We start from the raw sequence: 21,642 nt of genomic DNA, 5'->3' as shown, positions 1-21,642 counted from the left end.
ATGGATCTTGAACTGAAGGACCGGGTGTACGTCGTCACCGGGGCCACCCGCGGACTGGGCAACGCCGCCGCGCGCGAGCTCGTGGCGGACGGCGCGAAGGTGGTCGTCACGGGGCGCGACGAGAAGCGGGTCGCCGACGCGGCGGCCGAGCTGGGCCCGAACGCGATCGGGGTGGCCGTCGACAACGCCGAGGAGGAGGCACCGGCCCGGCTGATCGCCACCGCGCGCGAGCACTTCGGCGGCTTCGACGGCATCCTGATCAGCGTCGGCGGCCCGCCGCCCGGCTTCGTCGCCGACAACACGGACGAGCAGTGGCGTACGGCGTTCGAGTCGGTGTTCCTCGGCGCGGTACGGCTCGCCCGCGCGGCGGCCGCGGAGCTCGAGGCCGGCGGCGTCATCGGGTTCGTGCTGTCCGGCTCGGTGCACGAGCCGATTCCGGGGCTGACCATCTCCAACGGTCTGCGGCCGGGCCTGGCCGGGTTCGCCAAGTCCCTCTCCGACGAGCTGGGTCCGCGCGGCATCCGCGTCGTCGGGCTGTTGCCGGCCCGCATCGACACGGATCGCGTGCGCGAGCTGGACGGGTACTCGGCGGATCCGGAGGCGACCCGGGCGGCGAACGAGTCCCGTATTCCGCTGCGGAGGTACGGGACGGCGGAGGAGTTCGGGCGGGTGGCGGCGTTTGTGCTGTCTCCGGCGGCTTCTTATCTGACGGGGATCATGTTGCCGGTGGACGGTGGGGCCCGGCACGGGTTCTGAGGCGGCGGGCAGGCCTCGGCAGCTCGGTCAACTCACCCTTTCCGCACGGTGCTTGACCGCTCGCAGGCGTACCTTCGCCGGCAACGCCGCGAGCCCCGCCGAGTCCCGCGCGTGCGCCAGCGCACGGGTCGTGAAGTGGTGCAGCGCCGTTCCGGGGTCCACGTGCGGTTCCACCAGGAGCCGTACCCGTACCTCGGGGGCGTTGCGCCGTCCGGTCAGCTGGACACGGGCGTGTGCGACGCCGTCCAGGTCGTCCGTCTCACCTGCCAGCACCCCCTCCAGCGCCCGCCCCCGCAGCAGCGCGCCCGCGCCGTCTCCGGTGTCGACGAGGAGCTCGGCGAGCCGACGGCGGCGCAGCACCGCGATCAGCCACCACAGGGCGAGCAGGACGAGGGCGGCGAGCACGGCGAGGACGGCCGGCCACCACCAGCCGGCGTCCCGCCAGCGGGTGCGTTCGGCGACGGTCAGCAGTACGTCGTGGGGTCCGTGGTGGATCCACCAGGAGGGCGGGGGAGCGCCCAGGCCGATGGCGAGCACCGAGCCGCCGAGGAGCACCAGTACGAGGCCGACGAGGCCGATCAGCACCCGGTTGACGGTCCTGAGCACCGTACTCACCCCTTCCGTCCCGGCCGCCGGACGTGCACCGACAGCGCGGGCGGCCGGGCGAGCCCCAGTCCCCTGATCGCGTCGGCGAGCACGGCGTCGAGGTCGGCGCGTACGTCGTCCAGTTCGCGGAAGTGCGAGACCGCGCGGACGTCGGCCCGCCTGCGGTGCGCCCGCACGCGTACCGACTGCACGCCGGCGACCTCCATGGCCCGGTCGCGCAGCACCACCGCGGCCGCGTCCCGGTGCAGTCCGGCGCGCACGTCGGGGTGGGTGCGCCGCATCGGCAGGACGGCCCGCAGGCCGGGGGTGACGGCCAGGACCAGCAGCCAGAGGCCGAGGAGCGCGGCGACGCCCGCGCCGACGAGCACCCAGGTGTCGTCGAGCGGCCGTTCGGCGAGCTGCCGGGCCAGTGCCCGGCGCCAGTGCATGGCGGGCCGGTGGGCGCGCACGGCGGCGATGTCGTACAGGAAGGCGCCCGCGACGACCAGGAGCAGCACGGCGACGACGGCCGCGGGGATCCGGCGCGCCGACCAGAAGCGGTGGCCGGAGCCGTCGTCCGCGCCGTCGAGCGTCGGTGGCAGGGGGTCGTAGGCCGCCGCCGACGCGGACTGGCCGCGTCCGTGGCCGGTGTCGTCCTTCTCCATGACCGGCAGTCGCCGTGTGGTGCCCTCGGAGCCCTGGGGCTCGCTCATCGCGTCCTCCCCTGTGCCACGCCGTGTGCCGGGGCCAGGTGCAGCCGTTCCACATGGACGGCGACCTCCGGCACCTCCATTCCCACCAACGCGCCTACCCGCTCGGTGACATGCCGACGCACCTCGCGGCAGCGGGCGCCGATGTCGCAGGGGTAGTCGAGTTCGAGATGGACGCGGATGTGGGCGGTGTCGATCGATGTCTCCCCTGCTTGAGGGGGGTCGAGAACTCGGGGACGTACGACGACCGTGGCATGCGGGGGCGTGGCGTCGGCGGGCAGTGTCCCGGCAGCCTCGCGCGCCGCCTGGGCGGCGATTTTCGACACCACCCGGTCGGCGATCCGGGTCGCGCCCCGTTCGCCCGGCGGGACCACGGCCAGGTGTCCGCCGCCCTGGACGGCCTCTTCACTCACGGGCGTCACCGCCGCCGGTCGCCACGCGGACGGAAGAAGTCGCCGGCCTCCAGGTCTCCCTCCAGGAACCGGCCGACCACGAACCCGATGGCGCCCAGTGCCGCCACCAGCACGAACGCGCCGAACCCGCCGAAGTACCCGGCGAAACCCAGCGCCATCCCGGCGATCATGCCGACCACGGCCATGCTCATGCTGCGCTCCTCAGCTCAGTCTTCCGGCCTACTGGATCCGGGGCTCCGGCTCCTCTTCTTCCTCTTCCTCGGGCAGCTTGACGTCGCTCACGGCGATGTTGACCTCGACGACCTCGAGGCCGGTCATGCGCTCCACCGCCGAGATGACGTTCTCCCGCACGGCCTTGGCGACGTCGCCGATCGATACGCCGTAGTCGACGACGATCTCCAGGTCGAGCGCGGTCTGCACCTCGCCGACCTCGGCCTTGACCCCGCGCGTCACGGACTTCGATCCGCCGGGCACCCGGTCCCGTACGGCGCCGAAGGTGCGGCTCAGGCCGCTGCCCATGGCGTGCACACCGAGGACGTCACGCGCCGCCATCCCGGCGATCTTCTCCACGACCCCGTCGGCGATGGTGGTCCGCCCCCGGGTCGCCGGGTCCCCGCCGCCGCGCCTGGTGGCCTTGCGGGTCTGGACCGGCGACTCTGCCGCACCTTCGGGGTTCTGCGTCCGGTTCTGCTCCGTCATGTCGGTCATGACCGTACGTCCCTTCCGGTCGTCGTCCTTCCCCCACCGTAAGCGCGGTTGACCGCACCCGCCCCGGTGATGCGGCAGTCTGGAACTATGACGGCGGACCGATGGACCGGGAACGAGAGGCGGCACGACGCCCCTTCGTACAAGGCTGTGGTGGGAGCCGGGCTGGCAGTACGGGATCAGCTGAGGCTGGGCAGACTGCTGCCGTTGGGCGACCGGCGTGACGGCGCGTGGATCACGGAAGCGGCGGCCGAGGCGGTGCTGCGGCGCGCGGCGCAGAACGTGCCGGGTGTACGCCCCGGCGCGCTCCGGATCGCCCTCGCCGATCCGGAGGAGGTGTACGAGCCGGCCGTTCCGCCGCCGCCGAGCGCACTGCCCCCCGGCCCGCTGCGCATCACGGCGGACTTCGCGGCGACGGTGTCCGAGCCCCTGCCGGCCACCGCGTCCCTCGTGCGGGCGGCGCTGGAGACGGCGGCGACGGAGGGACTGGGCCTGTCGGTCACAGCGGTGGACCTGCGGGTGACGGGCCTGCTGGACGAGGAGCCGCAGCCCTCCCCCGTACCCCCGCCGGAGCCTCCTGCGGCCGAGGAGGCGTCGGAGCCCGACGAGGCGCGGGCCGCCGCGGCCGCGCTCGCCGTCCCGGGTGTGGCCCGCCTGACCGGCGCGCTCGGCGGCCGGTCGGTGCACATCGGGGAACGCAGGAGTGAGGCCGCGCTGCCGCACCGCCACGCGCGCGTGGAGATCACGGTGCTGCCGGACCACCGGGCCCTGGACGTGGCCCGGGCGGTCCGCACGGTGGTGGGCGAGGTACTGCCGGATCACCCGACGGTGGCGGTGCTGGTGACTGCGGTCAGTTGAGGCTCATTCGCCGACGCCGGCCAGATCCCGCAACCGCCGGGCCTGCGCGGTCCGCTCGGAGCCGCGCTGCTCGTCGTACGTACGGTCCGCGGCCCCGCGCAGCAGAGCCTTGGTCTCGATCACCGCGTCCCGGGGCGCGGCCAGGATCGCCGCGGCCAGGTCCCGCACCGTGGCGCCGAGTTCCGCCACCGGCACCGAGACGTTGGCCAGCCCGGTGTTCACGGCCTCCTCAGCCAGGACGAACCGGCCGGTCAGGCAGATCTCGACCGCCCGGCCGTACCCGACGAGGGACACCAGCGGATGCGTACCCGTCAGGTCGGGTACGAGCCCCAGGCTGGTCTCGCGCATGGCGAACTGCACGTCGTCGGCTACGACGCGCACGTCACAGGCGAGCGCGAGCTGGAAGCCCGCACCGATGGCGTGTCCCTGCACGGCGGCGATGGACACGATGTCGTTGCGCCGCCACCAGGTGAAGCCCTCCTGGAACTCGGCGATAGCAGCGTCGAGTTCGGTGTCGCTACCGCGCGCGAGGTCGATGAAGGACGGCTCGCCCTTGATCCCCTCCGGCGTGAACATCTGCCGGTCGAGGCCGGCGGAGAAGGACTTGCCTTCGCCGCGCAGCACGACGACACGGACGGAGCCCGGCAGCAGCCGCCCGGCCTCGGCAAGCGCCCGCCACATCGCGGGGCTCTGCGCGTTGCGCTTGGCCGGGTTGGCCAGCGTCACCGTGGCGATCGCGTCGTCGACGGTGAGCCGTACGCCGTCCTTGTCGAGCAGAGGAACGAGTTCCTGGTCGGGCGAAGCCATGGGGCGCCTCCGATGGGTGCGGTCAGCTAGCGGTCAGCTAAGTGACTGCACAGTAACCACCCGGCCGGTCAGCCGACCGACCGGGTGGCCACCATCGGAGCCGATGGGCCGCCCGGGGTCAGGCCGAAGCGGCCTTTTTGCCCCGTGTCGCCCCGCCACGCCCACGAAGCGTGACGCCCGATTCGCTGAGCATCCGGTGCACGAAGCCATACGAGCGGCCGGTCTCCTCGGCCAGCGCCCGGATGCTCGCACCGGAGTCGTACTTCTTCTTCAGGTCTGCCGCGAGCTTGTCGCGCGCGGCGCCGGTCACCCGGCTGCCCTTCTTCAGAGTCTCGGCCACCCGTGCCTCCTCATGGGAAGTGCGCTCTGGTCCCCTCATGATCACCCCTCCGGGGCCTCATGGCCACCCATTCGGCAAGGTCCGTACGACATGCTTGTGACGACAGGAGCGTGTCCCCACATACGGAATCTGCGGTTCCGCCGAGTGGCATTCGTACGGCCGAACGGGTTATTCAGCGAAGTCCCAGGTCAGGGACAGACGACGGCCGATCCCTTGTCGACAAAGGGATCGGCCGCGAAATGGATGTAGGACACACCTCGATACGAGGAGATCTCACACAGATGATGGATCACGGATCGGCCGAATGATCCATACGCTGTGGATCAGGCAGTCGATCAAGCCAGGGCGACGAGATCCGCGTAGTCCGAGCCCCACAGGTCCTCGACTCCGTCGGGCAGCAGAATGATCCGCTCCGGCTGGAGTGCCTCGACCGCGCCCTCGTCGTGCGTGACCAGAACGACCGCGCCCTTGTAGGTGCGCAGCGCGCCGAGGATCTCCTCGCGGCTGGCCGGGTCGAGGTTGTTGGTCGGCTCGTCGAGGAGCAGGACGTTCGCCGACGACACCACGAGGGTGGCGAGGGCGAGACGGGTCTTCTCGCCGCCGGAGAGGACACCGGCCGGCTTGTCGACGTCGTCGCCGGAGAAGAGGAAGGAGCCGAGCGTCTTGCGTACCGCGACGAGATCGAGGTCGGGGGCGGCGGAGCGCATGTTCTCCAGGACCGTGCGCTCCGGGTCGAGGGTCTCGTGCTCCTGCGCGTAGTAGCCGAGCTTGAGGCCGTGGCCCTCGACGACCTGGCCGGTGTCCGGCGTCTCGACGCCGCCGAGCAGCCTGAGGAGGGTTGTCTTGCCTGCGCCGTTCAGACCGAGGATGACGACGCGCGAGCCCTTGTCGATGGCCAGGTCGACGTCCGTGAAGATCTCCAGGGAGCCGTAGGACTTCGACAGTCCCTCCGCCATGAGCGGGGTCCTGCCGCACGGCGAGGGCTCGGGGAAGCGCAGTTTGGCGACCTTGTCCTGCTGACGCACCGCTTCGAGGCCCGAGAGGAGCTTGTCGGCGCGCTTGGCCATGTTCTGCGCGGCAACGGTCTTGGTGGCCTTGGCGCGCATCTTGTCGGCCTGCGAGTGCAGGGCGGCGGCCTTCTTCTCGGCGTTCTGCCGCTCGCGCTTGCGGCGCTTCTCGTCGGCCTCGCGCTGCTGCTGGTAGAGCTTCCAGCCCATGTTGTAGACGTCGATCTGGGCGCGGTTGGCGTCCAGATAGAAGACCTTGTTGACGACCGTCTCGACCAGGTCGACATCGTGGGAGATCACGATGAAGCCGCCACGGTACGTCTTCAGGTAGTCGCGCAGCCAGACGATCGAGTCGGCGTCCAGGTGGTTGGTCGGCTCGTCGAGCAGCAGCGTGTCCGCGTCCGAGAACAGGATCCGGGCCAGCTCGATACGGCGGCGCTGACCACCCGAGAGCGTGTGCAGGGGCTGGCCGAGCACGCGGTCGGGCAGGTTGAGCGCGGCGGCGATGGTGGCGGCCTCGGCCTCGGCGGCGTACCCGCCCTTGGTGAGGAACTCCGTCTCCTGGCGTTCGTACTGCCGCAGGGCCTTGTCGCGGGTGGCGCCCGAGCCGTTGGCGATGCGCTGCTCGTTCTCGCGCATCTTGCGGATCAGGGTGTCCAGGCCGCGCGCGGAGAGGATGCGGTCGCGGGCGAGTATGTCGAGGTCGCCGGTGCGCGGGTCCTGCGGCAGGTAGCCGACCTCGCCGGAGCGGGCGACGGTGCCGGCGGCGGGGATGCCTTCGCCGGCGAGGACCTTGGTGAGCGTTGTCTTGCCCGCGCCGTTGCGACCGACCAGGCCGATGCGGTCGCCCTTGGTGATACGGAAGGTGGCGGACTCGATGAGGATGCGGGCACCGGCGCGCAGCTCGATACCGGAGGCGGAGATCACGGACAGACTCCAGGACGGGAGGGTTGGCGGGTGGGCGGCTGAGGACGTTCCCGCCGTCTAATGCGCGAGGAGAATGGCCATAGACGTCAGTCTAACGGGGCGATGCAACCACTTTTTCTGCGTTCAGGCGTTCGACGTGCCTCACCGTGACGTACGGCACGCTCGGGGTGCGTCCTTCGCCTCGGAGGTCGTCCGGGGTGCCCCGGGCGGCCCGCAGGGTGAGGATGGCGACTGGGGGACGACGTTGCGGAGGCGATGCGCCCATGCAGTTCGACGACGACGCCCGGCTGGACACCTCCGAGGTCCAGGACGTACGCGGCAGCCGGATCCCCGGCGGCAGGGCGACCATCGGCGGCGGCCTCGCGGGACTGATCGCGCTGCTCCTGGGCCTGTTCTTCGGGGTCGGCCCCGACCAGCTCGGTCTGTCGTCAGGGAACGACCAGCCGGCCGCGACCTCGTCCTCCCTGGCCCAGGTCCAGCAGAGCTGCCGTACCGGGCAGGACGCGAACGCGAAGGACGACTGCCGGATGGTGGCGGTGGTCAACAGCGTGCAGGACTTCTGGAGCCAGGAGTTCCAGGACCGTGGCGGCAGGTACACGCGCTCTCCCACGGTCTTCTTCAGCCAGCAGGTCGGTACGGCGTGCGGTACGGCGACCTCGTCGGTCGGGCCGTTCTACTGCCCGGGCGACCGGAAGGTCTATCTGGACCTTGGGTTCTTCAACGAGCTGCGGACGCAGTTCGGCGCGAGCGGCGGGCCGTTCGCACAGGCGTACGTCGTGGCGCACGAGTACGGGCACCACGTACAGGACCTGATGGGCACGCTCGGCCGGTCCCAGGACGGGCGGCAAGGGGCGAACAGCAACGCGGTGCGGGTGGAGCTCCAGGCGGACTGCTACGCGGGGGTGTGGGCGCACCACGCGACCACCACGAAGGACGAGTCGACCGGGCGCCCGCTGATCACCAGCCTGACGAACGCCGACATCCGGGACGGCCTGGACGCGGCGGCGGCCGTGGGTGACGACCGGATCCAGGAGAGGTTCCAGGGGCGGGTGACGCCGGAGACGTGGACGCACGGGTCGGCTCAGCAGCGGCAGCAGTGGTTCTACCAGGGCTACCGGACCGGCGACATGGCGCGGTGCAACACCTTCCGGTGAGGCAGGGGCCGTTGTCAGTGGGCGCTGCGAGACTGGGCGGCGGGTGAATTTCCCGGCGGCGCGCACGAGGGAGTGGTCGGCATGGCAGGCATGAGCGGCGGGCGTCCGAGCATCTACCCGACGCTGCTCTACGCGGACGCGAAGGCGGCGATCAGGCAGCTCACGGAGGCCTTCGGGTTCATGGAGCTGTCCGTGTACGAGGGCGAGGACGGCTCGGTGATGCACGCCGAGCTGGTGCAGGGCAACGGCGCGGTGATGGTCGGCTCCAAGGGCCGCGGCGGCGTCTTCGACACGGCGATGAAGGGCGCGGGGCCGGTGGGGGTGTACGTCGTCGTGGACGACGTCGACGCACACCACCAGCGCGCCGTGGAGCACGGCGCGGAGATCGTCATGCCCCCGACCGACCAGGACTACGGGTCGCGGGACTACATGGCCCGGGACACCGAGGGCAACATCTGGAGCTTCGGCACGTACGCCCCCGAGATACAGGGCTGACGCCCGGGATACAGGACTGCCGCCCGCCCGGCCGGTCAGCTCCCCCCGGTGTGCACCTGGAAGGCCGCCCGGCGGACGGCCTTGGCCAGGGCCGGGTCGGGGTGGGCCGCAGCGAGCGCGACGAGGACCTGCACGGTGCGCGGATGACCGACGGCACGCACCTCGTCGAGCAACCGGGGGACGGTGGGCTGCAGCGCGGACTCCAGGTGCCGGACGAGCATCGGGGCCTCGCCGTGGTCGGCGACGGCGGCGGCGGTGTCGACCCACAGCCACGTGGCCTCTTCCCGGGTGAGCACCTCGTGGGCGTCCTCGGGGTCGACGCCGTCGTGCTCGGCGATCCACAGCAGGGCGTACGGCCGCAGCGTCGGCTCGTCGGCCACGGAGCGGACGTCGGGCTCGGCGGGGGCACCGACGACGCGCAGCGCCTCGAAGGCGAGGCCGCGCAGCAGGGCGTCCTCGCCGCGGGCGGCTGCCAGGAGATCGGTGACGGCGCGGCCGACGGGGCGGGCGGCGAGCCAGGCGCGGTACTCGGCGCGGGCCGCGTTGGGGCGCAGCTGGGCGCAGCCGCGCAGCATGTCCTCGGCGGCCTGCTCGATGTTCCCGGCGGGGCTCTGCGCGGCGACGCAGATCTGCTCCAGCTTGACCCAGACCGCCCAGCTGCCCAGCGGGGTGAGCGTGGCCTGCCCGTCGCCGTAGGTGAGCGCGCCCACGGAGGCGAGGGCGCGCAGCGCCCAGTCGAGAAGGGGGGCGAGCTCGGACTCCTGAGCGGGCTCCGCCGGATCGGCGTAAGCGGAGGGCGCGGCGGCCTCGGTGGCGGCGCTGGGCACGGCGTGGGGGCCGTACGGGATCTCGCAGCGCTCGGTGCGCAGCTCGGTGACCCGCTGGGCGAGCAGGTCGAGGAGCTGGGCCACGGGGACGGGCCCGGCGGACAGCTGCAGGAAGGAGAGCACCTGCGGCATGGCCGAGACGACCTCGGCGACGGTCGCGGGCTCGTGCTCCGCGGGTTCCGGGGAGGCGAGCGACCAGGCGTCGAAGAGGGCGACCCAGCCGCGCAGTACGGCGCTGTCGTCGCGGTTCCAGGCGCGCAGCCGCCAGCCGGGGCGGGCGCTGTCGCCGTGCACCTCGACGAGGCCGGCGAGGCGGGCGGTGTCCCAGTCGGCGCGGACCTGAGCCGGGGTCAGGCCGAGATCCAGGGCCGCCTGTTCGGCGGTCGCGTCGGCGAGGGTGGCCTTGCCGTCGGCGGTCGCACCGTCGCGGCCGGGGCCGAGGGCGGCGTCGGCCCAGCGGGCGACGCGGGCGGCCGGGGCCAGACCGGAGCGAGCCATTCTGGCCAGTTCCGCGGGGGCCGGTGTGCCCTCCGGGGGTCGGGGTGCGGGGCGGCGCGAGCGCTGCTGGTTCACAGCTCGGGGGGCGGCGGCCAGGGGTCGGGGGCGGACGAGTCGAAGCCTGGAGTCGCGCGGGATACGGGACGTCACGGGTGCAGTCTTCCGGTTGACCGTCCGAAAACCCAAACGGAATGTCACGGCGGGCGACGGGACTGGCCAACGCACGTGCTCGGGAGAGGGGCTGACAGGTGTGATCAGGCCAGTGGTACGGCATTAAACGGAATCAGGTCGACCGGTCGGTGACCGGTGCTCGGCACGGTCACATCAGGGGGGTCAGAAAACGCCGCAGGGCCTCCTCGTAGGTCGCCGGGTCGGCGTTCCACATGGCGCCGTGCGGGGCGCGCGCGACGGGCTGGAGGGTGACCAGATCGGGCCGGCGGCCGGCGAGGCGGCGGGAGAGGGGCCAGGGGGCCACCTCGTCGCCGGGTCCGTGGAAGATCAGGGTCGGGACCCGGAGCAGGGTGGGGTCGGCGGCCTCGTCGGCCCGGTCGCTGTTCGTGCCCGTGCGGCCCTGCGCGGCGAGGACGGCCAGCGGCAGCAGCGCTTCCGGCGTGTGGCGGGCCGCGGCCAGGGCGCGCAGCGTGGTCTCCCAGTTGAGGACCGGGGAGTCCAGGACGAGCCCCGAGACCCGGTCGCGCAGCCCCGAGTGCGCGGCGGCGCGCAGGGCCATGGTGGCGCCGGTGGACCAGCCGTGCAGGACGACGCGCTCGGCGCCGTAGCGCACCGCGTAGCGGATCGCGGCGTCCAGGTCGCGCCACTCGGTCTCGCCGAGATGGTTCAGGCCGTCCGCCGGGCGGGGTGCGCCGAGGTCACCGCGGTAGGCGAGGGCGAGCACCGGGAAGCGGAGGTCGTGCAGGAACTCCATGATGTTCATCGGGTGTTCCCGAGTGGTCCCGAGGCCGTGGACCGCGATCACCCAGGTGTCGCGGGCGCCGGGGACGAACCACGCCGGGAGGGAACCGAGTTCACCCGGGACGTCGACGTCGGCGTGGTCGAGGCCGAGGGCGGCACTCGGGTTGCCGATGTGCACGTTCGGGGTGAGCCACACCTTGTCGTGCTGCCGCAGCGTGCCGTGGGTGACGCGTTCCAGGCGGCGTACGACCGTATCGGCGGAGTGCGGGGCGGCGTCCAGGACGGCGCCGACCACGGCGTGGGAGCCGTCGCCCGCGAGGCCGTAGACGCCGGGCCGCAGGGAGGCCAGGTCCCTGGTCAGCGTGATCTGCCCCGCGGCCGTGCCGTGCACGGTGAGCCGGGGTTCGGTGGGCAGGGGCCTGCCGGGCGGCGCCTTGAGGGCGGCGTCGCTGGCGAGTCGGCCCGCGGCCACGGCGGCGGCACCGGCCCCTATCACTGCGGTGACGGCAGCGGCCGTCGCTTTGGCAGGGCGCACGAGTCCAGTGTCGTGGCGGACCGGGCGACCGGCCAGTGGGAGGCGGGGGCGGGGTGACGTGAGGAGGCGCGGGAGGGGGGTAGTGCGGGAGCGGGTTCAGCCCCGCTGCCCGTACCCCCGCAGCCGTTCCCCCGCCTCCGCCACCTGCTCGGCCGACAGCAGGTTCGGCGTCAGGCCCGGCACCGAGGACGCCGTCAGCCACAGCCGGCACATCCACTCCAGCTGGGCCGTGCGGTCGTAGGCCTGGTCGAGGGTGGCGCCGTAGGTGAGGGTGCCGTGGTTCTGGAGGAGGCAGCCGGTGCGGTCGGCAAGGGCGTGGCGCACGTTCTCGGCCAACTGCTCGGTGCCGTATGTCGCATAAGGGGCGACCCGGACGGGTCCGCCGAGGGCGCCGGCCATGTAGTGGATCGTCGGCAGCTCGGGGACGAGTGTGGAGACGGCCGTGGCGTGCACGGCGTGGGTGTGCACGACGGCGCGGGCGTCGGTGGTGCGGTAGACGGTGAGATGCATGGGCAGCTCGCTGGTCGGGGCGAGGGTGCCGAGCACCTGCCGGCCGTCGAGGTCGACACCGGTCACGTCGTCCGGCGTCAGCCGGTCGTACGGCACGCCCGACGGTGTGACCAGCACGGTGTCCCCGACGCGCACCGAGACATTGCCGGAGGTGCCGACGACCAGCCCCTCGGACACGGTCCGGCGGGCCGTCGCGACCAGGGCGTCCCAGGCGCGCGCCTCCTCCGCACGCACACTGCTCCCCCGCGACTCCGCCACGCCTCCGGCACCCTCCCGCACAACCTGTGCGCCGTCCCGGACGCCCCGTCCGCCCCGCTCGTCGCGCCGCTGCTCAGCCATGCCGCGATCCTGCCAGGCGCGGCCGCGGCGCGCCGCGGGGCCGGGGCACTGTAGGGCGGAAGCCGCAGCTCCGTAAGGGCGCATATATGTATAGATGCCTTTCTCGAGCCCCTTGGCCGGAGATCGACGAGCATGCACCGGTCCTCCAGTAGCCTCTGGGGGATTTGTCGTGCACGCAGCCATTCCGGGGGGAAACATGGCCCGTGATCGCAAACCGTCCCGCCACCGTGCCGGCGTGATCGCCGCATCGGTGGCGGCTCTCACGCTCGGGGGGACCGCGCTCACCGAGCTGCCGGCCTCGGCGGCGAGCCCGCCCAAGGGACACGATGTCTCGTCGCACCAGAAGAACGTCGACTGGCAGAAGGCGAAGGCGAAGGGAGCCACGTTCGTCTACGTCAAGGCGACCGAGTCCACCACCTACCGCAACCCCTACTTCAACCAGCAGTACAACGGCTCACGCAACGCGGGCCTGATCCGCGGGGCGTACCACTTCGCGCTGCCGGACAAGTCGTCGGGCAAGACGCAGGCGGCGTACTTCGTGCGCAACGGCGGCAGCTGGACCTCGGACGGCAGAACGCTGCCGCCCGCGCTCGACATCGAGTACAACCCGTACGACGGCAAGCACAAGTGCTACGGCCTGAGCAAGGCGAAGATGGTCGCCTGGATCTGGTCGTTCAGCGACGAGGTGAAGCGGCTCACCGGCCGTCGTCCGGTGATCTACACGACCACCCACTGGTGGAACACCTGCACCGGCAGCAGCCGCGCCTTTGCCTCCAGTCACGCGCTGTGGATCGCCCGCCACGATTCGGCAGAAGCGGGATCACTGCCGGCCGGGTGGTCGTACTGGACCTTCTGGCAGTACGACAACAGCGGCAGCCTGCCGGGTGACCAGAATCTCTTCAACGGCTCGGCGAGCAGCCTGAAATCGTTCGCCCGGAGCTACTAGCCGTGCGGCATCTGGGCCGCCGTCTCCGAACGGAGCGGCGGCCCCCCGTTTGTGACACCCCAACGCCCGCCCCAGTTCACCTTCCGTTCACCCAGGTTACTTACCTTCATCCAGCCAATGACTTCGAACGATTGCCTGGGTAAATGGAAGGCTTCTCGCTGATCCTCGCGATTGTGGTCGTAACCGCACTCGCGTTTGATTTCACGAACGGTTTCCACGACACCGCCAACGCGATGGCCACGACCATCTCGACCGGTGCGCTCAAGCCCAAGGTCGCGGTGGTCATGTCCGCCACGCTCAACCTTGTGGGCGCTTTCCTCTCCGTGGAGGTCGCCAACACGATCTCCAAGGGTCTCGTCGACGAGACCGGCATCCGTCCCGAGGTCATCTTCGCCGCCCTGGTCGGCGCGATCCTCTGGAACCTGGTGACCTGGCTGGTGGGCCTGCCCTCCAGTTCCTCGCACGCCCTGATGGGCGGTCTGATCGGCGCCACCATCGCCTCGGCGGGCACGGGCGCGGTCCACGGCGACGCGCTCGTCACCAAGGTCATGATCCCGGCCGTCGCGGCCCCGATCGTCGCGGGTGTCGCCGCGCTGCTCGCCACCCGCCTGTCGTACACGCTGGGCAAGAAGGCCGACGGCAAGGCCGCCACGAAGGGCTACCGCGCGGGCCAGATCGCCTCGGCGGGCCTGGTCTCGCTGGCCCACGGCACCAACGACGCGCAGAAGACGATGGGCATCATCACCCTCGCCCTGGTCGCCGGCGGCGCCGTCGCGCCCGACTCCGACCCGCCCACCTGGGTCATCCTCTCCGCCGGTCTGGCCATCGCGCTCGGCACCTACCTCGGCGGCTGGCGCATCATCCGCACCATGGGCAGCGGCCTGACCGATCTCCAGCCGCAGCAGGGCTTCGCCGCCCAGACCAGCGCCGCGACGGTCATCCTGGCCTCCTCCCACCTCGGCTTCTCCCTCTCCACCACCCACGCGGTCTCCGGCTCGGTGATGGGCGCGGGCCTCGGCCGCAAGGGCGGCGTCGTGCGCTGGTCCACCGCGACCCGCATGCTCGTCGCCTGGGTCCTGACCCTGCCGGCCGCCGCCGTGGTCGGTGCCCTCGCCGAGTCCGTGACGGACCTCGGCGACTGGGGCACGGCGGTCGTCGCCGTCTTCCTGATCGCCTCCAGCGCCGCGATCTGGAAGCTCTCCCGGCGCGAGGTCGTCGACCACAGCAACGTCAACGACACGGAGGAGCCGGACGGCGTCGTGACCACGGCGATCGCCGCGGTGACCCCGCCCCCCGCGGGCGTGGTGACCGAGGACCTCACGGCCACGATCCCCGCCCCGGCCACGATCCCCGCCCAGGCCACGGCCCCCACCGCCGAGCCGGTGTCCCCGCCGGCCGCCGCCGTCTGAGCCCCGCGCACCCGGTTAAGAAGGAAGCATCACCATGAACATCGACTGGGCAACCCTGGGTTCCGTGTTCGGCGTCAGCCTCGTGGTCACCGTGGCTCTCGTGACCCTGTTCACCCTCGGCATCATGGGCCTCTCGCGCCAGGAGCGGGCCTCCGCTCAGGGTGGGTCCGCCGCGCTGGCGGTGACGGGCGCGTACGCGTGCTTCGCGGCCTGCGCGGCCGCGGTGGGCTACGGGATCTACCTGATCGTCGCCTGACTCCCAGGCACACCGTTCGTCGAGTCGAGGGCGGGAGGCACCCACGGGTTCCTCCCGCCCTCCGCTTTGCCCAACCGGCTTCACACAGCTGTCACCTGCCGCGCGTGTGGGCCTTCACACACTCCTCCACCCCAGGTCAACAGCAAGTTGACGGCCCTTCCGGGCCCGTGGTGGACTGCCGGAGCCATCTACGGCGGCAGGAGAGGAAGCCGGTGCGAATCCGGCGCGGTCCCGCCACTGTCACCGGGGTAGTAAGCCCCGGGAGCCAGGAACTCTCACCGCCGGTCTCATCGAACCAGGGCGCGGACACCCTGAGTGAGGACATGTCGCCATGCTCGGCTGCCGATTGAGCTTCAGCACCAGGTCTCTGCCCGGTCCCGCCGCGATCGGCTGAGCGGATGCGTGCCGATCGCGTCTTCGCGTACGGCGCCACGGCCGGCCTCCTCGGCGACCTGCTCCTCGGCGATCCGCGCCGTGGGCATCCGGTCGCCGCGTTCGGGCGGGCGGCCGGGGCCGTGGAGCGGGTGTTGTGGCGGGACCACCGGGGCCGGGGCGCGCTGCACACCGTGGTGTGCGCCGGCGGCGCCGTGGCGCTCGGCGCCACGGCCGCCCGCGCCGTACGTACCTCCACCGCCGCCTCCGTCGCCCTCACCGCCGCCGCCACCTGGGCCGTCGTCGGGGGGACCTCACTCGCCCGGGAGGCCCGGGCCGTCGGGCGTGCCCTGGAAGCCGGGGACGTCGAGGGTGCCCGCGCCCGGCTGCCGCATCTGTGCGGGCGGGATCCGCAGGCTCTCGACGCCGACGGGATCGCCCGGGCCGTCGTCGAGTCGGTCGCCGAGAACACCTCCGACGCCGTCGTCGGCGCCCTGGTGTGGGGAGCCGTCGGGGGCGTGCCGGGGCTGCTCGGGTTCCGGGCCGTGAACACCCTCGACGCCATGGTCGGCCACAGGTCGCCCCGCTACCTGCGCTACGGGTGGGCGTCCGCCCGGCTCGACGACGTCGCCGGATGGCCGGGGGCCCGCCTCACCGCCGTACTCGCGGCCGTGGCCGGAGACGATCCGCGGGGGGCCGTACGGGCCTGGCGGGCCGACGCGGCCAGGCATCCGAGTCCCAACGCCGGTCCCGTGGAGGCCTCGTTCGCGGGAGCCCTCGGCGTGCGGCTCGGCGGGACCCTCTCCTACGCCGGGCGGGTCGAGCACCGGCCCGTGCTCAACGGCGGTGAGGGACGCGCCGTCCGGGTCGCGGACATCGACCGGGCCGTACGGCTCTCCCGTCGCGTCGGCTGGCTCGCGCTCGGCGTCAGTGCCGCCGCGGGACTCCTTATGAAGGGGCGTACGTCATGAGCGGTGGTCTCCTGGTCGCCGGCACCACCTCCGACGCCGGCAAGAGCGTCGTCACCGCGGGAATCTGCCGGTGGCTGGTGCGGCAGGGCGTCAAGGTCGCGCCGTTCAAGGCGCAGAACATGTCCCTGAATTCCTTCGTCACCCGCGAGGGCGCCGAGATCGGGCGCGCGCAGGCCATGCAGGCGCAGGCCGCGCGCGTCGAGCCGACCGCGCTGATGAACCCCGTGCTGCTCAAGCCCGGGAGCGACCGGAGCAGCCAGGTCGTCCTCATGGGGAAGCCCGTGGGCGAGATGACCGCGCGCGGCTACCACGGTGGGCGCCAGCAGGCGCTCCTCGGAACCGTGCTCGACTGCCTCGCCGAGTTGCGGGGCACGTATGACGCGGTGATCTGTGAGGGGGCGGGCAGCCCGGCCGAGATCAACCTTCGCCGCACCGACATCGTGAACATGGGCATCGCCCGCAATGCGCGGCTACCGGTCCTGGTCGTCGGCGACATCGACCGCGGGGGCGTGTTCGCGTCCTTCTTCGGGACCGTCGCGCTGCTGTCGCCCGAGGACCAGGAGTTCGTCGCCGGGTTCCTCGTCAACAAGTTCCGCGGCGACGTGTCGCTGCTGGAACCCGGGCTCGACATGCTGCACGGCCTCACCGGGCGACGGGCCTACGGCGTCCTGCCCTTCCAACACGGGCTCGGGATCGACGAGGAGGACGGGCTGAGGGTCTCCCTGCGGGGAGCCGTCCGGGAGTCCACGGTCTCCTCCCCCGTCGGCGAGGACATCCTGCGGGTCGCCGTCTGCGCGATCCCGCTCATGTCCAACTTCACGGACGTGGACGCGCTGGCCGCCGAACCGGGTGTCGTCGTGCGGTTCGTGGACCGGGCCGAGGAACTCTCCGACGCCGATCTCGTCGTGATTCCGGGGACCCGGGGGACGGTGAAGGCCCTGGAGTGGCTGCGGGAGCGGGGCCTCGCGGACGCGCTGGAGCGCAGGGCCGCCGAGGGGCGGCCCGTGCTCGGTATCTGCGGTGGCTTCCAGATCCTCGGCGAGCACATCGAGGACGAGGTCGAGAGCCGCAAGGGGCACGTCGACGGGCTCGGCATCCTGCCCGTGCGGGTGCGGTTCGCCCGCGAGAAGACCCTCACCCGGCCCGTCGGCGAGGCCCTCGGTGAACGCGTCGAGGGGTACGAGATCCATCACGGGGTCGCCGACGTCACCGGCGGTGAGGCGTTCATCCGTGATGCCGATGGACACAGCCTGGACGGCTGCCGGGTCGGCCAGACCTGGGGCACCCACTGGCACGGCTCGCTGGAGTCGGACGGTTTCCGGCGGGCCTTCCTGCGCGAGGTGGCGGCCGCCGCGGGCCGTCGTTTCGTACCGGCCCCGGACACCTCGTTCGCCGCGCTGCGCGAGGAGCAGCTCGACCGGCTCGGCGACCTGATCGAACAGCACGCGGACACGGACGCGCTGTGGCGGCTCATCGAGTCGGGCGCGCCGCAAGGACTGCCTTTCATTCCACCGGGAGCGCCCGCATGAGCACAGTGTTGTTGTTGTCGACCGCCGACACCGATCTGCTGGCGGCCCGGGCCTCCGGCGCGCCGTACCGGATCGGCAACCCGACCCGGGTCGACGTCGCCGAGGAGCTCCCGGGGCTGATCGAGGGCGCCGGTATCGCCGTCGTCCGGCTGCTGGGCGGCAAGCGGGCCTGGGAGGACGGGCTGGCCGCGCTGAAGGCGTCCGGGATCCCCACTGTGCTGCTCGGCGGGGAGGCCGTGCCCGACGCCGAGCTGATGGCCGAGTCGTCGGTTCCGGCGGGGGTCGTGGCGGAGGCGCTGCGGTATCTCGTGGAGGGCGGCCCCGCGAACCTGGTGGAACTTGCCCGGTTCCTGTCCGACACCGTGCTGCTGACCGGTGAGGGGTTCGTCGAGCCGCTGAAGATGCCGGAGTACGGGGTCCACGGGGACCGTGCGTCGGAAGCGGGCCGTCCGACCGTCGGCGTGCTCTTCTACCGTGCCCACGAGCTCAGCGGCAACACCGGCTTCGTGGACACCCTGTGCGACGCGATCGAGGCGCGGGGCGCCAACGCGCTCCCCGTGTACTGCGGTTCGCTGCGCGGCGCCGACGCCGGACTGTACGACATCCTCGGGAAGACGGACGCGCTCGTCGCCACCGTCCTCGCGGCGGGCGGTACGCACGCCTCGCAGGCGTCCGCCGGCGGCGACGAGGAGGCCTGGGACATCGGGGCGCTCGCCGACCTCGACGTGCCGGTCCTGCAGGGCCTCTGCCTCACCTCCTCGCGCGCCGCGTGGGACGAGTCGGACGCCGCGCTCTCCCCCATGGACGCGGCGATGCAGGTCGCGATCCCGGAGTTCGACGGGCGTCTCATCACCGTGCCGTTCTCCTTCAAGGAGCAGGGCCCGGACGACGTCCCGGTGTACGTCGCCGACCCCGAGCGGGCCGCGCGGGTCGCCGGCATCGCCGTACGGCACGCGCGGTTGAAGCACAAGCCGAACGCGGAGAAGAAGCTCGCGCTGGTCTTCACCGCCTACCCCACCAAGCACTCACGGGTCGGCAACGCGGTCGGGCTCGACACACCCGCCTCGGCCGTACGGGTCCTCGATGCCCTGCGGGACGCCGGGTACGTGGTAGATGGACACCCCGACAACGGTGACGAGTTGATCCACCGGCTGATCAACGCCGGCGGCCACGATGTCGAATGGCTCACCGAGGAGCAGCTGGCCGCCGCGCCCGCGCGCGTGCCGCTCGCCGACTACCAGGCGTGGTTCGACAAGCTCGACCCCGCGCTGCGCGACGGGATGGTTCAGGCGTGGGGCGAGCCGCCGGGCTCCCTGTACGCCGACGGGGACGACATCGTGCTGGCCTCGCTCCAGTTCGGGAACGTCGTCGTCATGATCCAGCCGCCGCGCGGCTTCGGCGAGAACCCGATCGCGATCTACCACGACCCCGACATGCCGCCGTCGCACCACTACATGGCGGCCTACCGGTGGCTGGAGAACAGCTTCGGCGCGGACGCCGTGGTCCACATGGGCAAGCACGGCACGATGGAGTGGCTCCCGGGCAAGGGCCTGGGGCTCAGTGGCGGGTGCGCGCCGGACGCCGTCCTCGGCGAACTGCCCCTGATTTACCCGTTCATCGTCAACGACCCCGGCGAGGGCACCCAGGCCAAGCGGCGCGGCCACGCCACGGTCGTCGACCACCTGGTGCCGCCGATGGCCCGCGCCGACACCTACGGCGACCTGGCCAAACTGGAGCAGCTCCTCGACGAGTACGCCCTCGTCTCCGACCTGGACCCGACCAAGGCCCCGGCCGTGCGCAGCCAGATCTGGACGCTGGTGCGAGCTGCGGAACTCCATCACGACCTGCATGTGGACGACCAGCCGGACGAGGACGCGTTCGACGAGTTCGTCATGCACATCGACGGCTATCTGTGCGAGATCAAGGACGTGCAGATCCGGGACGGGCTGCACATCCTCGGCGGCGGGCCGGAGGCCGAACCGCGCGTGAACCTCGTGCTCGCCGTGCTGCGCGCCTCGCAGGTGTGGGGCGGTACGGCGAACGCCCTGCCCGGCCTGCGCGCGTGCCTCGCCGAACATTTCGGCCTGGTCGAGAAGGAGTTGCTGGGCGAGCCGGGTGCGCCGGTGAAGGTGCCGGACGGGCTGACCTCGCTGGTCGAGGGACCCGCACGCACGGGAGCCGACGCGATCGACCTGCTGGAGCAGCTGTGCCGCCGGTTCGCCGAGGGCATGGAGGAACGCGGCTGGGACACGGCGGCCGTTCCCGCTCTGGTGCGCGAGGTCGTGGGCGTCGAACTGCCGGATGCCGTCGCGGTGTTGGAGTTCGCGTGCGACGAGGTCGTACCGCGGCTCGCGAAGACGACCGACGAGATCGACCACATCCTCAAGGCACTTGACGGCGGTTACGTCCCGGCGGGCCCGTCCGGCTCGCCGACCCGTGGGCTCGTCAACGTCCTGCCGACCGGCCGCAACTTCTACTCCGTCGACCCCAAGGCGATTCCGTCCAGGCTCAGTTGGGAGGTCGGGCAGTCTCTCGCGGACTCGCTCGTCCAGCGGTACCTCCAGGACACCGGCGAGTACCCGACGTCCGTCGGCCTGACGGTCTGGGGTACGTCGGCGATGCGCACGCAGGGCGACGACATCGCCGAGATCCTCGCGCTGCTGGGCTGCCGGCCGGTGTGGGACGACGCGTCGAGGCGGGTGACAGGGTTCGAGGTGGTGCCGGTGGCGGAGCTGGGGCGGCCTCGTATCGACGTCACGGTGCGTATCTCCGGCTTCTTCCGGGACGCGTTCCCGCACGTCGTCGCCCTGATCGACGACGCTGTGCGGGCCGTGGCCGAGCTGGACGAGCCCGCCGAGCAGAACTACGTCCGCGCCCACGTCGACGAGGACACCGCCGAGCACGGCGACCGGCGGCGCGCGACGGCCCGTATCTTCGGGTCGAAGCCGGGGGCGTACGGGGCCGGGTTGCTGCCGCTGATCGACGCGCGGAACTGGCGCAGCGATGCGGATCTGGCCGAGGTGTACGCCGTCTGGGGCGGTTACGCGTACGGGCGCGGGCTTGATGGGCGGGCGGCTCGGGGGGACATGGAGACGGCGTTCAAGCGGATCGCCGTGGCCGCCAAGAACGTCGACACCAGAGAACATGACATCGCGGACGCCGACGACTATTTCCAGTACCACGGCGGCATGGTCGCAATGGTGCGGCACCTGACGGGCGTCAACCCCGAGGCGTACGTGGGTGATTCCGCGACGCCGGATCAGGTGAAGACGCGCACGTTGGGCGAGGAGACACACCGGGTCTTCCGGGCACGGGTGGTCAACCCGCGCTGGATGGCGGCCATGCGGCGGCATGGTTACAAGGGTGCTTTCGAGATGGCGGCGACCGTCGACTACCTCTTCGGGTACGACGCCACGGCCGGGGTCGTGGACGACTGGATGTACGAAAGGTTGTCGGCCGAGTACGTGTTCTCGCCGGAGAACCAGGACTTCATGCGGAAGTCCAACCCGTGGGCCTTGCGCGGCATCACGGAACGGCTGTTGGAGGCGGCGGATCGTGGTCTGTGGGCGGAGCCGGACCAGGAGACCCTGGACCGGCTCCGGGCGACCTACCTCGAGCTTGAGGGAGATCTGGAGGGAGACTCGTGATCTCCCCGAAACACCCCCGCGTCGGCGGGGACAACGCACTGCGACAGATCACGGCGACCTGCGCGGCCGGAACACCCCCGCGTCGGCGGGGAACAGGTCTCCATCCTGGTGACTCGGCTCGCGACGCCCGGCCG

The 21,642-nt window shown here is 71.9% G+C and carries 21 protein-coding genes and 1 riboswitch; of the genes, 10 read left to right on the top strand and 11 right to left on the bottom strand.

From position 1 onward, the window contains the following. A complete protein-coding gene (locus ABT114_RS34445) occupies positions 1-756 on the top strand; it encodes an SDR family oxidoreductase (RefSeq protein ID WP_351146853.1) in 756 nt (251 codons plus the stop codon). 27 nt (positions 757-783) lie between these two features. Here ABT114_RS34445 and amaP read toward each other — a convergent pair whose 3' ends face one another. From amaP to ABT114_RS34420, 5 genes are read right to left on the bottom strand one after another with little or no spacing between them, the layout of a single operon-like run. Next, on the bottom strand, positions 784-1,371 hold the full coding sequence (amaP, locus tag ABT114_RS34440) for an alkaline shock response membrane anchor protein AmaP (RefSeq protein WP_351146852.1): 588 nt from the start codon (positions 1,369-1,371) through the stop codon (positions 784-786). Next, a complete protein-coding gene (locus tag ABT114_RS34435) occupies positions 1,368-2,054 on the bottom strand; it encodes a DUF6286 domain-containing protein (RefSeq protein WP_351146851.1) in 687 nt (228 codons plus the stop codon). The genes amaP and ABT114_RS34435 overlap by 4 nt, the downstream gene beginning before the upstream one ends. Further along, entirely contained in the window at positions 2,051-2,473 is a 423-nt protein-coding gene (locus ABT114_RS34430) for an Asp23/Gls24 family envelope stress response protein (protein WP_502988436.1), read from the bottom strand. The genes ABT114_RS34435 and ABT114_RS34430 overlap by 4 nt, the downstream gene beginning before the upstream one ends. Continuing rightward, on the bottom strand, positions 2,470-2,655 hold the full coding sequence (locus tag ABT114_RS34425) for a hypothetical protein (RefSeq protein ID WP_351146849.1): 186 nt from the start codon (positions 2,653-2,655) through the stop codon (positions 2,470-2,472). Before ABT114_RS34425 ends, ABT114_RS34430 begins: the two co-directional genes overlap by 4 nt. Positions 2,656-2,683: 28 nt before the next feature. Further along, on the bottom strand, positions 2,684-3,172 hold the full coding sequence (locus tag ABT114_RS34420; protein ID WP_351146848.1) for an Asp23/Gls24 family envelope stress response protein: 489 nt from the start codon (positions 3,170-3,172) through the stop codon (positions 2,684-2,686). Between the two features lie 87 nt (positions 3,173-3,259). Here ABT114_RS34420 and ABT114_RS34415 point away from each other — a divergent pair, with 87 nt between their 5' ends. Continuing rightward, the gene (locus ABT114_RS34415; protein WP_351146847.1) at positions 3,260-4,027 is read left to right on the top strand and encodes a nucleopolyhedrovirus P10 family protein; all 768 of its coding nucleotides are present in this window, start codon (positions 3,260-3,262) and stop codon (positions 4,025-4,027) included. 3 nt (positions 4,028-4,030) lie between these two features. On the opposite strand, the gene ABT114_RS34410 is transcribed toward ABT114_RS34415, so the two are convergent. The 3 genes from ABT114_RS34410 to ABT114_RS34400 form a co-directional block, all read right to left on the bottom strand. Then, entirely contained in the window at positions 4,031-4,834 is an 804-nt protein-coding gene (locus ABT114_RS34410; RefSeq protein WP_351146846.1) for an enoyl-CoA hydratase/isomerase family protein, read from the bottom strand. Between the two features lie 118 nt (positions 4,835-4,952). Then, on the bottom strand, positions 4,953-5,174 hold the full coding sequence (locus tag ABT114_RS34405; protein ID WP_006123601.1) for a helix-turn-helix domain-containing protein: 222 nt from the start codon (positions 5,172-5,174) through the stop codon (positions 4,953-4,955). A 335-nt stretch (positions 5,175-5,509) separates the two neighbouring features. Continuing rightward, on the bottom strand, positions 5,510-7,108 hold the full coding sequence (locus ABT114_RS34400; protein WP_351146845.1) for an ABC-F family ATP-binding cassette domain-containing protein: 1,599 nt from the start codon (positions 7,106-7,108) through the stop codon (positions 5,510-5,512). Between the two features lie 263 nt (positions 7,109-7,371). Between ABT114_RS34400 and ypfJ the strand changes: the two genes are divergently transcribed. Further along, positions 7,372-8,262, top strand: a complete 891-nt coding sequence (gene ypfJ / locus ABT114_RS34395; RefSeq protein ID WP_351146844.1) for a KPN_02809 family neutral zinc metallopeptidase — start codon at positions 7,372-7,374, stop codon at positions 8,260-8,262. 81 nt (positions 8,263-8,343) lie between these two features. After that, entirely contained in the window at positions 8,344-8,757 is a 414-nt protein-coding gene (locus tag ABT114_RS34390) for a VOC family protein (RefSeq protein ID WP_351146843.1), read from the top strand. Between the two features lie 35 nt (positions 8,758-8,792). On the opposite strand, the gene ABT114_RS34385 is transcribed toward ABT114_RS34390, so the two are convergent. The 3 genes from ABT114_RS34385 to ABT114_RS34375 all read right to left on the bottom strand — a co-directional run bounded on the left by ABT114_RS34385 (position 8,793) and on the right by ABT114_RS34375 (position 12,378). Continuing rightward, complete coding sequence (locus ABT114_RS34385) at positions 8,793-10,232, bottom strand: hypothetical protein (RefSeq protein WP_351146842.1); 1,440 nt, start codon at positions 10,230-10,232, stop codon at positions 8,793-8,795. Between the two features lie 169 nt (positions 10,233-10,401). After that, positions 10,402-11,529: an alpha/beta hydrolase gene (locus ABT114_RS34380; RefSeq protein ID WP_351146841.1), complete on the bottom strand. Its 1,128-nt coding sequence runs from the start codon at positions 11,527-11,529 to the stop codon at positions 10,402-10,404. A 96-nt stretch (positions 11,530-11,625) separates the two neighbouring features. Next, the gene (locus tag ABT114_RS34375) at positions 11,626-12,378 is read right to left on the bottom strand and encodes a class II aldolase/adducin family protein (RefSeq protein WP_351146840.1); all 753 of its coding nucleotides are present in this window, start codon (positions 12,376-12,378) and stop codon (positions 11,626-11,628) included. Positions 12,379-12,574: 196 nt separating this feature from the next. Between ABT114_RS34375 and ABT114_RS34370 the strand changes: the two genes are divergently transcribed. The 6 genes from ABT114_RS34370 (at position 12,575) to cobN (ending at position 21,508) form a co-directional block, all read left to right on the top strand. Continuing rightward, positions 12,575-13,324 (top strand): lysozyme, encoded by a 750-nt coding sequence (locus ABT114_RS34370; RefSeq protein ID WP_351146839.1) that lies wholly within the window; start codon positions 12,575-12,577, stop codon positions 13,322-13,324. A gap of 143 nt (positions 13,325-13,467) precedes the next feature. Next, on the top strand, positions 13,468-14,733 hold the full coding sequence (locus tag ABT114_RS34365; RefSeq protein ID WP_351146838.1) for an inorganic phosphate transporter: 1,266 nt from the start codon (positions 13,468-13,470) through the stop codon (positions 14,731-14,733). A 34-nt stretch (positions 14,734-14,767) separates the two neighbouring features. Continuing rightward, positions 14,768-14,989, top strand: a complete 222-nt coding sequence (locus tag ABT114_RS34360; protein WP_351146837.1) for a hypothetical protein — start codon at positions 14,768-14,770, stop codon at positions 14,987-14,989. Between the two features lie 154 nt (positions 14,990-15,143). Next, positions 15,144-15,283, top strand: a riboswitch (cobalamin riboswitch). 104 nt (positions 15,284-15,387) lie between these two features. Next, positions 15,388-16,332 carry a cobalamin biosynthesis protein gene (locus tag ABT114_RS34355; protein ID WP_351146836.1) on the top strand — a complete coding sequence of 315 codons (945 nt, stop codon included), beginning with the start codon at positions 15,388-15,390 and terminating at the stop codon, positions 16,330-16,332. After that, complete coding sequence (locus ABT114_RS34350; protein ID WP_351146835.1) at positions 16,329-17,861, top strand: cobyric acid synthase; 1,533 nt, start codon at positions 16,329-16,331, stop codon at positions 17,859-17,861. The genes ABT114_RS34355 and ABT114_RS34350 overlap by 4 nt, the downstream gene beginning before the upstream one ends. Next, the gene (cobN, locus tag ABT114_RS34345; RefSeq protein ID WP_351146834.1) at positions 17,858-21,508 is read left to right on the top strand and encodes a cobaltochelatase subunit CobN; all 3,651 of its coding nucleotides are present in this window, start codon (positions 17,858-17,860) and stop codon (positions 21,506-21,508) included. The genes ABT114_RS34350 and cobN overlap by 4 nt, the downstream gene beginning before the upstream one ends. The last annotated feature ends 134 nt before the right edge of the window (positions 21,509-21,642 follow it).

The organism is Streptomyces sp. NPDC002088 (assembly GCF_040296605.1).
GTDB lineage: Bacteria > Actinomycetota > Actinomycetes > Streptomycetales > Streptomycetaceae > Streptomyces.
This window is presented reverse-complemented; position numbering and strand designations above follow the sequence as displayed.

What these genes read in the sequence shown, in the direction of transcription:
- ABT114_RS34445 (WP_351146853.1), top strand. Translation starts at nt 1, where the DNA reads ATGGATCTTGAACTGAAGGACCGGGTGTACGTCGTCACCGGGGCCACC.
- ABT114_RS34435 (WP_351146851.1), bottom strand. Translation starts at nt 2,054, where the DNA reads ATGAGCGAGCCCCAGGGCTCCGAGGGCACCACACGGCGACTGCCGGTC.
- ABT114_RS34425 (WP_351146849.1), bottom strand. Translation starts at nt 2,655, where the DNA reads ATGAGCATGGCCGTGGTCGGCATGATCGCCGGGATGGCGCTGGGTTTC.
- ABT114_RS34420 (WP_351146848.1), bottom strand. Translation starts at nt 3,172, where the DNA reads ATGACCGACATGACGGAGCAGAACCGGACGCAGAACCCCGAAGGTGCG.
- ABT114_RS34415 (WP_351146847.1), top strand. Translation starts at nt 3,260, where the DNA reads ATGACGGCGGACCGATGGACCGGGAACGAGAGGCGGCACGACGCCCCT.
- ABT114_RS34410 (WP_351146846.1), bottom strand. Translation starts at nt 4,834, where the DNA reads ATGGCTTCGCCCGACCAGGAACTCGTTCCTCTGCTCGACAAGGACGGC.
- ypfJ (WP_351146844.1), top strand. Translation starts at nt 7,372, where the DNA reads ATGCAGTTCGACGACGACGCCCGGCTGGACACCTCCGAGGTCCAGGAC.
- ABT114_RS34390 (WP_351146843.1), top strand. Translation starts at nt 8,344, where the DNA reads ATGGCAGGCATGAGCGGCGGGCGTCCGAGCATCTACCCGACGCTGCTC.
- ABT114_RS34375 (WP_351146840.1), bottom strand. Translation starts at nt 12,378, where the DNA reads ATGGCTGAGCAGCGGCGCGACGAGCGGGGCGGACGGGGCGTCCGGGAC.
- ABT114_RS34370 (WP_351146839.1), top strand. Translation starts at nt 12,575, where the DNA reads ATGGCCCGTGATCGCAAACCGTCCCGCCACCGTGCCGGCGTGATCGCC.
- ABT114_RS34365 (WP_351146838.1), top strand. Translation starts at nt 13,468, where the DNA reads ATGGAAGGCTTCTCGCTGATCCTCGCGATTGTGGTCGTAACCGCACTC.
- ABT114_RS34360 (WP_351146837.1), top strand. Translation starts at nt 14,768, where the DNA reads ATGAACATCGACTGGGCAACCCTGGGTTCCGTGTTCGGCGTCAGCCTC.
- ABT114_RS34355 (WP_351146836.1), top strand. Translation starts at nt 15,388, where the DNA reads ATGCGTGCCGATCGCGTCTTCGCGTACGGCGCCACGGCCGGCCTCCTC.
- ABT114_RS34350 (WP_351146835.1), top strand. Translation starts at nt 16,329, where the DNA reads ATGAGCGGTGGTCTCCTGGTCGCCGGCACCACCTCCGACGCCGGCAAG.
- cobN (WP_351146834.1), top strand. Translation starts at nt 17,858, where the DNA reads ATGAGCACAGTGTTGTTGTTGTCGACCGCCGACACCGATCTGCTGGCG.